At 58.9% G+C, this 12,920-nt stretch carries 5 protein-coding genes and 1 pseudogene; 2 read left to right on the forward strand and 4 right to left on the reverse strand.

From position 1 onward, the window contains the following. Positions 1-273: 273 nt before the first annotated feature. Positions 274-661, reverse strand: a pseudogene (locus tag VL598_RS06505) (cupin domain-containing protein); the annotation flags it as partial. A 171-nt stretch (positions 662-832) separates the two neighbouring features. Between VL598_RS06505 and VL598_RS06510 the strand changes: the two are divergent. Together VL598_RS06510 and VL598_RS06515 are read left to right on the forward strand one after the other, a co-directional pair. Next, positions 833-1,984 (forward strand): GNAT family N-acetyltransferase, encoded by a 1,152-nt coding sequence (locus tag VL598_RS06510; protein ID WP_325325880.1) that lies wholly within the window; start codon positions 833-835, stop codon positions 1,982-1,984. Between the two features lie 1,092 nt (positions 1,985-3,076). After that, positions 3,077-5,113 carry a hypothetical protein gene (locus tag VL598_RS06515; RefSeq protein WP_325325881.1) on the forward strand — a complete coding sequence of 679 codons (2,037 nt, stop codon included), beginning with the start codon at positions 3,077-3,079 and terminating at the stop codon, positions 5,111-5,113. 77 nt (positions 5,114-5,190) lie between these two features. Here the strand turns inward: VL598_RS06515 and VL598_RS06520 are convergent, their stop codons facing one another. The 3 genes from VL598_RS06520 to VL598_RS06530 all read right to left on the reverse strand — a co-directional run bounded on the left by VL598_RS06520 (position 5,191) and on the right by VL598_RS06530 (position 12,832). Further along, entirely contained in the window at positions 5,191-5,826 is a 636-nt protein-coding gene (locus VL598_RS06520) for a hypothetical protein (protein WP_325325882.1), read from the reverse strand. Between the two features lie 78 nt (positions 5,827-5,904). After that, on the reverse strand, positions 5,905-9,819 hold the full coding sequence (locus VL598_RS06525) for a tetratricopeptide repeat protein (RefSeq protein ID WP_325325883.1): 3,915 nt from the start codon (positions 9,817-9,819) through the stop codon (positions 5,905-5,907). Continuing rightward, positions 9,794-12,832, reverse strand: a complete 3,039-nt coding sequence (locus VL598_RS06530; RefSeq protein WP_325325884.1) for an endo alpha-1,4 polygalactosaminidase — start codon at positions 12,830-12,832, stop codon at positions 9,794-9,796. Before VL598_RS06530 ends, VL598_RS06525 begins: the two co-directional genes overlap by 26 nt. Positions 12,833-12,920 lie beyond the last annotated feature (88 nt).

A 12,920-nucleotide genomic window follows, 5' to 3' on the forward strand; every position in this document is an offset into this window, starting at 1 on the left:
TCTCGGGCACGAGCAACGCGCAAGGGTTCAAGGGAGCTAACATCCCGAGCCGCATCATCATCGGCAAGTCCTGGGGCGAGAAGCCCGCACAGTACTTGAACAACACCTGCGGTACGGGATGCGCCGTTTCGCCCTAATCAGTTAGGAGTAACAACTCTGCCAAGCCGGCCTGCAGGCCGGCTTGGCAGAACAATCGAGAAAGGGGTTGCCCCGACCTCGAAGAGTCTTCAGGACCGGCGTTCAAGCCAGTCCGCCTCACCTCGGCACCTGATCTCACTCTCGCCTCTCCCCTTTCGCGTCGGACGCCGGATGCCCCGGATCGACCCAAGCGACTGACTCTGGCGGCTCGACCGCTGTGACTTCGAGGTCGACCACCACCGGCTCTTTGTCACTGCGCACGATTACGCACTCGAGCGAGGCGCCCGTGTCGGCGTTGATCTTCTGATGCGGCACGTATGGCGGAACATAGATGAAGTCGCCCCGCCCCGCTTCCGCGACAAATTCCAGGCGCTCGCCCCATCGCACGCGCGCCTTGCCTCGAACCACATAGATCACGCTTTCGATATGGCCATGGTGATGCGCACTGTCTTCGCGCCAGTCGGATCGTCACAGTGCCCGCCCAGATCTTCTCGGCACCTACGCGAGCGAAGTTGACGGCAGCGTATGGCGTGGCGAACGTTTCGCGAGTTTGCAGGCGTGATGCAATGGCGAATGTACAACTGGGTGAACATCTATTTGAGTTGCCCGAGATTTCCGGAACGCCGACACGCAATTCAAGTCCCGTTACCGTCAGGCAGCTTGCAAACCTATCTATTGCGCACCGGAGAAACGTATGGACGAACCGGATTCGCGTTTTGACATAATTACTGACCCTGTCGAGTTTCGTGCTCTGCAGCCTGAATGGAACGAGCTCTGGTCAAGAGCGGACGGCCGACACCACTTAGCTTTCGTCGTATGCTGGTTGTGCTGGACCAAGGTCGCTCAACCACGCGGCAGGAAACTATGCTGCATCACCTTGCGGGAGCAAGGGCGGCTTGTCATGGTATGGCCGCTCGTCGTGTACCGGAAGCTCTGTTGGACTGTTGTGCGCCCGCTTGCGAGTGAATCGACGGATTATACGAACATCCTTGTGCAGGATGGGCCGACGGCTTCGAAGGCGATTGAGCGCGCGTGGGACGTGGTTCAAAAGCGATGCGGCGCCGATATCATCCTCCTGCCATTTCTGAACGCCGACTCCAGATTGTTTGAACTGGCGTCGACGAAGCGTGGCGTTGTGACGAAGACGGCATATCCAGTGGCGGTCGCAATGTTGCGCGGTGAAACCGATTGGAACACCTTCAGCTCGTCGCTTGGACGGTTATTCGAAAACAAGCCTGGTGCACTGGAACGGCGCCTGTCGAAAAAGGGAAACGTGAGAATTCGCTTTCTTGGTCCCGAGGACGGCGAGGAAAATGCACGTTTGGTAGATTGGATGTTTGACTGCAAGCGCCAGTGGGCCGATCGCGTGAACAAAAAGGGGGAATGGCTATATTCGATGGAATATCGAGATTTCCTTGTCGCCTTGCTCAACCAGACCGACGGCGCAGTCATTGCTCGGCTAGTGGTCGTAAGCCTCGATGACACCCCGCTTGCTGTGAACATTTTCGGATTGGGCAAGACTTGCGTGGACGATCTTATAGCGGGGTTTGATTCCGACTACTCGCGGCTGTCGCCCGGTGCTATTGCGACAGAGCATTGCATTAAATGGGCACTCGAACATCACCTCGACCTCGACTTCGGCGCCGGCTCAGAAAAACATAAGGGCTACTGGAGTCGTAACCACATTTTGACGGTGTGGAGCATGGAAATCGCAAACACATGGTGGGGACTGCTTGCCTTTCAAGGAGACAGCCTCCGTCGACGCTTCCGTCGGCAACCGGCAGTTGACAAAAGGAAGATGTCTTTGCTTCCTATAAGCGGTTCGCGCAACATCGGTAAAGGGTAGACGCCCCCTGAAAACCTTCTCTGAGCGCACTCGGAACTTGCAATCCAGCGTGACCGCCGGCGGCGTCACCTCGCATAGCGCAGCGATCTCCGCATTGGAATGACCGTCGGCTGCCATGAGAGCAATCTTCGCTCGACGCACCAGCGAGGAGTTTGAGCGATGAAGCACACGCCACCCGATGCCACAACCGGGGAGAAGGTATGAGCATGCTCTATCAGCCGTTTGCGGACATGCCCCGCATGAACCGGACGGTACGATTCGTCACCCGCTGAGCAGTCCAACGCGATAGGCACCCGCACTCCGAACTCATCGGGCTGCACGTACAGCCGCACTAGCCATCGATGGCTGAGCGACGCCTTCGACCGTCGACTCAACCGTAGCAATGACACGTCCGACAACGAGATGACCTTTCGGTATGCGATCGACTGATTCGGCCGTTTTCCCGATGTGCGAGTGCGCATTAGCACACCCGGTCGTGTTGACGGACATTAAACTAATCCATTAACAATTCCGCAATACGAATTGAAATTAATGTGCAATGCGGCGTTGCATACAGCCAAAAGCCCAACAAATCTCCAAGCGCAATTTTCTAATTTAGCCATCACGGAAAAGGAGGAAAACCGAAGTTTAAAAGGCATTGCCAATCCACTTTACTTGAGCAGGAGGGATTCACCCATGAAAGCGCCGAAGCCGTCCAAGTCCAAGACGCTGTCATTTCGCGAAAAGGCAGCCTTCGTTTGCCTGGTTCTGGCTCCCGCAGTCGTATCAACTGCATCGCCTTCCGCGTACGCCCAGCCGGAAAGGAAGCCCGCTCAAGCTGCGCAACTGTTGCCCCCTCGCACGCCCATACCTATCCGGCGGCCAAAGCTTGCGACTGGACCTCACCCGAGCGAATCACATGCCAAGCAAAAACCCGTGCAGAAGTAGCGTGGCGCCAGCAGCACGCTGCTCGAGATGAAACTCAGGATAGAACCAAGCGAACCAACGCGGAGATCCACCATGCATGTAACGAATGCTCTTCGGCGTCCAAAGCTCATCTCTCACTTCGTAGCCACACTTGGGTTTTGCACTGCGGCAAGTCCGAGCATCGCAGTGCCAACCGATGCGCAGATCGATCTCAAAGTTTTGGTCCTCACGAGCGAGCAAGCAAGCACTGGCCCTGAGCTGCAGGCCGTCAAGAGCATCCTTGATCGGGTTGGCACACCTTATGATGTCTTCGTGTATAGCAGCACTGCCCCGCTGCCGGTCCTGGAAGTGGGAGACCACGCTAAATACCAGGGCATCATCTTGCCGGTTAGCGACAGCCAATATATGAATTCGTCCTCCGGCAGCACGATCGCACAGGCCCTCGCGCGCTATCAGTTCAAGTACAACGTGAGGATGGCGAGTCTCTACGCTTGGCCTGGGGATACCGGTTGCTTGGACTACGCAGGCTATCGAGATACAAGTGCATCCCCGTTGAACAGTACGCTGACCGCTGCCGGCACGACGCTTTTCCCCTACATGCAGGCAGGAACGAGCTCGACAAGTCCGTTGACGCTCGCCAATGCGTGGACCTACTTCGTCTCCCCGTCCAGCTCGTTACCCATTGGCACCACGGTAACGCCAGTGCTTCAGGCGGTCGCTGCAGACGGCCAGACGTACTCGTTGGCGGCCACGTGCCAGTTCAACAACACGCAGCCCATCGCAGGTGATAGTCCCTCTCGCGAAATACTGGCATTCACCTTCGATAACAATCCGTATTTGATCCATTCGATGACGCTTTCATACGGTGTCCTCAATTGGGTTACGCGTGGCTTGTTTCTCGGCAACCGACACGTCTATATGGACGCCCAAATAGATGACGTCGGTATTCCCGACGAAATATTTCCCTATGCGGAGTTGGATGACGACAAATGGTATGACGTAAGGACGAATCCGTGGACGCAGACGACAACCAACCCGCCGGGTCAGTGTCCGCTGGGCAACCCGCCGGGATCGGTCAGCTCTTACACCGGCACCACTGCCTGCGAGTACCGCATCACCGGTGCTGATTTCGACGCGCTCACGACCTGGCAAAGCAACCTCAACCAAACTAGCGCGAATGGCGCCGCACTGAAGCTCACCATGGCGTTCAACGGAGAAGGTTTCAGCACCGCCTACGGTGGCCAAGGCTACTACCCGATCACCGGGACGGACACGCTTACCACACAAGTCAACGCCAACAAGGACCACTACAAATGGATCACCCACACATACGATCATGAACTCATCGATAACCTGACAGCCGCCGGCGTGACGACAGAACTGCAGCAGAACAACACGGTCGCGCGGGACTTCAGCTTCCAGAACTATGCGACGACGACACTCGTCACGCCCGAGATTTCGGGCCTTTACTACGCGGGTGCACTCGGCTCCATGGCCAGCTTCGGTACGCAATCCCTCGTCTCCGATTCCTCGAAGCCGACACCGCCCGTTGGAACGGCCGGATGCCCTACGACGCAAGCTGACGGCACTAACTGGCCCTTGCCGTCGTTCAATACAGGCAAGTACAACTGCGTCGATCAGCGCATCTTCGAAGTGCCACGCTACCCGACCGCACTCTTCTATAACGTTTCTCAGCCGCAGGAATGGGTCAACGAATACAACTTCTTCTATGGTGCGAATGGGACCGATCCGACGCGATGGGGTTATGACCTGACATACACGCAGGTGCTGGATAAGACGTCCGACACGTTGCTGAGCTATCTGCTCACCTACGATCTGAGCCCATTGATGTTCCACCAATCGAACTTGCGCGCATACGATGGAACGAACTCACTGTTGAGCGACTTGGTTGTGGCCACATTGGCGAAGTACGGCACCTACTACAAGGGCCTTCCTATTGCCAGCCCGTATCTGGCCGACACGGCGAAGCTGGAACAACAGCGCCTTGTCTACGGTACGTCGAGCGTGACAGCTACGCTGACGCCCGGCCAAACCATTACGATTAACGCCACACGCAGTGACGGGCAGTCAATCGTGGTTCCGATAACGGGTATTACATACGGCACGTCAACCGAAACGTACGGTGGCCAAAATATGTCGTATCTCACGCTGCTGCAGCAGAGCGGCTATACGACTCAGATCACGCCGGCACCGGCCTGGTAATGCTTTGATCGCCTGCGAATGCCGGCTGCCGGCGTTCGCAGGCGACACTTGATGGACCGCTGATATTTGAGGACTGCTTACGATGCCGGCCTCGATGCGTCGGACCCGACAACCTCAATCAGCAACCCTTTTGTCAACCGTTGCGCCAGGGCCGAAGTCGCTTCGCGGCTCCACCCGGTTTTGCTCGCAATGCCGCTCCAAATGACTTTGTCGGACTCCAAGTCGATCACCTGCAGCGTAATGCCAATCGCCGGCTCGCCGTCGATGCCAACTTTGTATCGCCATTCATTCACCGTTCCCGTTAACGCGTATTTGGCACCGATACCCTTCGCCCACTGCTTCGCCTTGCCGAGATCGTCCGACTTGATCAATTCAAAAAGCGGGTCGTCACTGGCGGCCGGGTACTGCTGCACATTTTTGAAGCCCAGCGACGACAGCAACGAAGCGGCGATCGCCGCAGTACGCTGACCCGCGCTGACGGTTTCCGTGTTGTTGACGATTGGCAAGACTGCCCAGCCGATACCCGCCTCGCGCGCGTCGTGGTATGTGCCTCGACGTTCGAATGCGGACGTCGGGCCACCATCCACAGTGCCGCACGCAGACAGCGTCGCGCTCAACGCACAAAACGCGCTCAATACGATGGCGCTGTATCGCGCCCTGCGGCAGCGCCGCATCGAGATGCACGATTCGCTTAATGATGCCGATACGCTCATGTCGTTTCCCCTTCGTTTCCTCTTTGATCCTCCATCTGCCGCTGCAGAATCGGATCTCACGCAAACGGTCCCATTCCTTCAAAATATCCATCGATATCGGATCCCCCCCTCGGTGACAGGTGTCGAGAGAGACTGCGATGCAGTCGAATACGAGACATAGATGAAGAGCTGATCTGCACCAAACACACTGCCGGCGAGCCCGGCTATGACACGCCCGCCCCATCCCGCACGCGAGTCGCGCAACGGCCCCCCTTCGAGAAAGGGCCTCCAGGCACGCGTATACCCATCAGTCAGTCCATTGCCGAAGCCGATCAGCACTGCGGCCTGAGTGAATGTCTCCGGCATGAAGAGTTGAGCAGAAGGCGTCTCTCCGCTCGGGATGAGAACATCCAGGGACTCGCCTGGCGTGCCGGTTGCGCTGTACTGACCATGCGACACCACAACCCTTACCGTGTAGTCGGGGTATTGGACGCGCAGCTTGTATCCGGCTTCCACACTGAAAAGCGCACCGTGTCCCAGATACGAGCGGTCCTGCCCGTAAAAGCGGTCGTACTCCGCCCGCGCGCGCGCAAAGATGTGCGGATCGGGCGAAAAGGAGACGGCCAACGTTGCAAGGTCCTTTACACCGCCGACGCGAAGTTGCTGCGTCTCGGTCGCCTCCTGGTTATAGCCAACCGCGTAGGTGAGGCGCAGCGCTCGGCTGTCGAAAAGCGAACCATCGAAGCGCGCTGTGGTCAGATCGCCCAAGCCGTCGCGCCGTCCGATCGCCAGCGCTTCACGGTCATCCGTTCCTTGTCGCCGCAAGATGGCCTCTAGCTGCCGATCATGTTGCGGCACGCCAGGCAGGGAGTCATCGCCTTTTTGCCAGCGTTCCACATAGCGAAGGGCGAATGCTAGCGTCGATGTGAGGCGCATTCCGGCGCCAAGGCTGCCCTCCAAAAACTTCAAATCCCCCTCGTCAACCGCGCGAAAGGATGGAGCGACGCCCTGTGCTGACGGCAACAGCAGATTCACCAAAACTGTATGGAGTTCGTCGTTGTCGGGTACCAGATCGTTCGCGACAAACGCGTCGGTTTGCGCCGCCGAGGTGCGCCCCGCTTGTCGCTCAGCAGCAATGCGCGTCTGTTGCGGCAGCGTCACGGACGACTCGTCGAGCAGTCGTGCTATCTCAGCGGTGTCGTTATCCGCCATCGCAATCGCGATCTTTGCGTGTGAAGGCTCCGCGAGGCGTTTTGAATACTGCCATGCGAGCCACTCACGCTGAAAGTCATAGTCCCCGTGTGACTGTGACCACGCGAGCACGGCGTCACGCGCCGCTGCCGAATAACTTTTAGCGCGATGCGTCAGGTCAGCCGCCGTTGCGGGCGGCAGCATCGACAGGTCGCCGAGCTGAGACGCTGCCTGCTCAGCCGGCGGCGCATCGGATTGGTTGTCCTCTCGCAGCAATTCAACCAGCAGTTGCCGCGATGCGTCGCCTTCGCCAAAACGATCGGCCAACCCAACGAAGCGTGCGCGCAACAGTTGGCGCTGATCGAATGTATAGTCGGACGGCCATGCGCTCTTGCGCTGCTGTTGCTGCAGGCTGACCCATACGCTGCGTCGCACCCGCCAGGCCGCATTGAAGTCGCCATCGGATTCGAGCGCGTCGGCAGCGGACAATCGCCACAACGGGTCGTCGCGGGTTGCCACCAGACGAAGGTAACGAAGCGCACGGCGAGCATCGCCGAGCCGCAGATAGGCGGCCGCATAGGCACCGGACAACGCCGGCTCAGCGGCAGCGTGGGCGCCGAACGCGTTAAGCGCGGCACGCAACTCGGCATCGCTTCCCTGCTCATTTAACAGCCAGACCAGCGCGACACGCGCGTCCGCGCTTTCAGGCGCGAGCCTCAAGGCCTGGCGCACATCCTCCAGCGCCATGCTTGGTTCATGCGCATGGCGCCAATAGCGCGCGCGCAGGAGCAGGAACGAAGGATCGCGCTCGGCCACACCTCGCTCGTCGGCTGTCATCGTCCCCAATAGCGCTGAGATGCGGCCGAACGCCTGAGCCTGTAGGTAATATTCAATCGCGCGCCGCAACGACTGAATGTTCTTGTCGCGTTGATAAGCGAACTCGGCGACCCGCCCGGCATCCAATGGATCCTTTTCCAATGCCGCGATCATCCGATAAAGATCCTGCGGTTGTTCGCGTCCGCCTTTGAGCAGATGACTGGAACCTTCCACAACCGCTTGCGAACGTTGAGCCCGCTCGTTGAGCGATACGTAAAGACGCCAGAAGTCGTCATTGCCGCTTGTGCTGCTTGTGGCAGCAGCGGCGCGTTTTGCCCGTTCGAGTACTGCTAGCGAATCCGAAAGACGCCCGGCTGCATAAGTTATCTTGACGATACGAACTGCGTACGCCACGTCAGGTCCAAACTCGGCATCGAGTGTCTGCCATGTTTGTAAAGCGAGCTCATCGTCGCCCGCGCGTTCCGCGAGTGCAGCTTGACGTTCGAGCAACGGCTGGCGCAACACGCCATTCGCGTGCGTGGCGAGGAACGCGAGCGCAGCACCCGGCTCGGCCAGCCTTTCTTCGAAAGCGATGTACTTGTCGGTCCATTCAAGCTGCTGCTTCCGATCGACCAGCGCAAGGGATGGTTCGCGCTCGGCTTCGCGTCGCAATGCCACGCGCAGCGCGTGATCGTCATGAAGGCCGGGCGCGAGTCGGAGCACCTGCTGCCAGAATTCTTCCTTGTTGGTTGTCTGCGCGAGCCAAAAATACGTGTCGAGCGCGATCTTCTGTTCGTTGTTCCACGTGGCAATCTGCGCCAATCGCTCATGCCATTGAACAGAACTCGGAGCACGCGCCAAGGCGCCATTCGCAACCTCCATCGCCTCTCGCAACATTCCGTTCGCAAGGAAAACCCGGAACTGCAGTTCGGCATCGTCGTTGACGGTGTCCGTTGTCCCAGCTGTTGTTGCGCCTGTTGTTCCGCCTGTTGTTCCGCCTGTTGTTCCGCCTGTTGTTCCGCCTATCGTCTGAGCGACTCGGAGAATGCCCCCGCGATGGCCAACGTACGCCCCAGGCAAAGCATCGAACCGCTTCGTTTCGCTTGCGAGCTCATAGTTCGACGACGTCCATCGGTCCACGCGGCTCAAACTCTTGCTCTTCGATAGCCGCTTCACATACTCCGCGGCAACATCCGGTCGTCCTGCGGCGATTGCGAAATCGGTCAGGAAACGCAATGTCTCCCGATCGTCGACGAGCGAACCTGCGTTGACCCGCGCTGCGTCCAGCGCCTCGTTCATCAAAAGGCCGCTCTGCAGTGCACGCATGGCGGCGACGAAGAAACGACGTTGTTCAGATACCGATTGCGCTATTGCCTTGGCCTCGAACGCTGCGTCCGCCGCTTCGCGATAACGCCCGCTGGCGAGTGCTGCCGTCGATGCCTTGTCGAGCCAGTATGTCGCGCGAGCGGGCGCGAGCGAAGCGAGGCTGCGGTAATAGCGTGCAGCCAGCCCGCCGTCGTTCAATGCCAGCGACTTCGTCGCAAGCAACTCCGTCACGTCGGGAGACCACAGGATGACGGCGGCCTCATTCAGTAGCATGTCGAGTCGCTGAATTCGACGCGTGCGACGCGGGTCTTCGCTGGCGAGCTCGTACACGCGCCGCTCCGCGATATCGATCCCGAGCAACAACGCGCGCTTGCTCGATTCGGCATTCGGGGACCGGCGCTGCTTGGAAACGAGTTGTTCGGCATCATCGAGGCGCTGCTCGTTCAGGTACTCGCGGGCAAGGCGAAAAATGACAGCGTCGTTATCCGGATCGGCTCTTAGCCATGCCGTGAGATAAGCCACCGTAACGGCATCGGCCGCCTTGCCGTCGAGCAGTTGACGCTCGAATGCGCGGCCGGGAAAGACGGCGAAGAGGATGACGGACACCAGCGCGCCCAATCCCGCCATCCCCATCGGCGAAATGAGTCGTTGGCGTTTAGCTTTCACAGTCGACGTCCACATGAGTCATGCTTTCGTGTCGCTTCGGCGCGGCGGGCGACGTAACGGGAACATAGGCTGATGAGTGATCTGGGGTGACGATGCGGCCATCTGCCATCACACGACAGTCGCGTGTATTGGCAAGTCGGAATTCGGGGGCGCCGTGGCTACGCAAGTCAAACGAAATTCCCTGCGCGTTGCGAATGAATTGTTCGATGCGCCCGTTGGCATCGGCGAGATATGGAAGTGACGAATTGGCCGCAACGGCTGTGCCAGTTAACACGTTGAATCTCGCCTCAGTTCCGGTCAGGTGAACGTAGACGCCACCAGGACCCGCCACGTAGCCGGCGACGCCGACACTCGTCGACAAATCGGGCGCGTCACCCGATTGAAGCCGCACGGTACGCAGCTGGCCCGCATCGCGCACGATCCAGGTGTCGCCCTCTCGCGCGATTGAGAGCTGATAGAAGTCAATGACCTTTCGGGCATATTCAGAGGTGAAGACCGGGTGCAGGGATTGCCCCGACAACGCACCATAAACCCGCTCCAATGCAGTAACCGACGCGAGCCTACTGCCCGTGAACATATGGATATGAACGTCGACTGGTCTGATCCGAATGGGGCGGTCGGTCAGCTCAAACGTCTCCAGGACGCGTTCAAAACCGTAGAAGGGCCCTTGCCAATAGTTGGTATATCGGAGCTCGCTTTGATTCGGCTCGGAGATCTGCAGATAGCCGTCTTTAAACACGGCGGGAGGAGAGATTGCAGTCCAGCTGGGATAGCGTTTCGTGATAACCGTATCGCCACCGCTCATGGTCACCAAATTCGCGTTGTAAGCTGCCTTGATCACCTGGCCTGGTGCCGGTGACGCTCCGCGCCAGAAGACCATCTTGACGGGCTTGCCGGCTGGCGCAAGCGTGTCGGCTAGCCGGCCGATAGCGGCCGCCGTATCCCGCTCCGTATCGAAACGGTAGCTCTGAGCTGCGACCTGCAAGCCCTCACGTGCCCCATCATTGCCCGCTTGCGCATTCTTGCCCCCTGCCGCGGCAGGCCACGAAGCATTCAGCCAACGCGCCTGTCCTTCGTCCGAAATTCCCGCAGCAATTTCTACATTGGGCAAAGCGAACATCCGTTGCGCAACGGAGCGCAGCAGAGGTGATTCTTTGTGATACGGCTTGTCGATGAGATCGCTCTCGGCCAACGATACGGTAGTCGGCCAGCCATGCTTTTGGACGATGTCGGCCAGCACTGCCCCAGCAACCGCGTTTTGACGCGCCCCCTCAAGCTCCGTCGGTTCGCCGAGGCCAACGCCCTCGATCTGCGTCATGAACAGTCTGCGCCCTGCCTCTGTCGTCGTGTCGGGCACGGGAATCTTCGGTAAGCGCAATGCTTGCTGCAAGAACAAAAGCGGGTGAATGACCCACCGCGTCTGCCCGATTTCGGCTATGTCGGTCACAGCGAACGGCCTCATGACATAGCCGCCCCAGCGGGTGATTGCTGCCGCATCGATTTGGAAGCTGCCGGCCTTAAGCGTCAACAACGATTGTCCGGAACGTTCGGTGCGAATAGCCACATAGTCTCGGGGGTTCGGCTGCGGGGCCATTTCGAATCCGAGCAGTTTTGAGTCAGATGACTCGACGGTGAGTGTCCCCTGTGGCGTACCTCTGGCGGCGCGCAAGCCCAGCTTGCCGGCTAGCAACTGATCTATGGGTAGGCCGAAGCCGCCCATCACGGCAATGGGCATACCGGCGTCGATTTGCCTGATGATCCAGGAGCGAAGTTCGCGCGGACGCGGGTAATCGCGGTTCATCCATAAAACGACGCCTGCATAGCGATCGTTGAGCGGCTCTTGCGGCAGCGCTTGCCTGCCGTCGATGTAATCCGCGCGGTATCCGAGGTAATGAATCGGTACGCCGAGGTAGCGCACCGCATCCGAGGCAGCCAAGTCTGCGCCCGCCTCGGTATCCCGCAGCACGAGAATACGACGTGGCTCGACCCTGACGGCACCGACGCCAACCCGGTCGAGCAAAGGCGTTGTCACGTAGGGCACCACCCCGAGTTCGCGGATCTTCGCGGCTGTGTTTCGCGCGCAATCCACGTCGGTGGGTGGACAGTAGTCGATGGCAACGACCGGTAGCCCCAACTCTTTCGCTTTTCGCACCTGCACCATCAACCACTCACGGTCCTGTGGCGGCACTTCCAGATAGCGCTTTTTTGCTTGATCCCAGCCTTGAAAAAGAGATTCGAACGCAACCGCATAGACAAGACTGTGAACTTCGGGAAGCAGCTCGAAGCCCCGATTAAGAATCAGCCGAGCCGACGGGTAACGCTCTTTCACCGCGCGGATCACAGCGACAGCACCCGCCTCCTGACGCGCTTGCTCAGCCGCCGATTTCACTTGTGCACGATAGGAGTCGATCGTGTCAAAAAAGAAATTCCGATAGCCGCGCTCCCAAAGCGGTGCAATAACGCGATCGACAAAAAACGTCCGCCATTGCGGAACGGACAGATCGATGATGGCTGAATCCCAGGCCTTGTTCTCGCCGATCAGCCATGCCTTTGGGATGTCCTTGAAGTAGGGCCTCGTCGAATGGACTTCGCCGAGGCTCGTGTATGCGAACCACGCAGTGTGAGGCGTGTCGTTGATCTTTGGATCAAAATCGCTGTCGGGCTCTACGACGACCGCATCGAATGCCGAAAGCTCAGGAACGGGAACCGCGTGTCCATAGTAAAAGGCAATGTTCGGTGTGAGTGTCTCGGTCGACAAACTGTTCATGTCTTCAGATGCCCTCGCAAAAGCACGCGTTCGCGCATCCCGCCCCTGAGCGTGGTCAAATGCCTGGACAACGCCGCCCGAATCGACGTAGCGAGTCACACGAGTGACCGAAGCGCCGATAGCCGCGCTTTTTCCGGGCTCTTGAGCGTCGGCCGCGGCATTGTCCGCCTGCGCCGCCGCGGCAATATTCAGCGCAAGGAACGCACACGACGCTGATGCCGCACGACGAAGTGCGGCAACGGATACGACATTGATGCGCACGGGGCCGCGACCAATCCGAGCGCGTGAATGCTTTTGCCGATTGACTGGCACAGATTGGCCCCCTTTTTCCGGTTATACACGCCGCGTG

Source organism: Trinickia sp. (assembly GCF_035492435.1).
In the GTDB taxonomy this organism is placed as follows: Bacteria; Pseudomonadota; Gammaproteobacteria; order Burkholderiales; family Burkholderiaceae; genus Trinickia.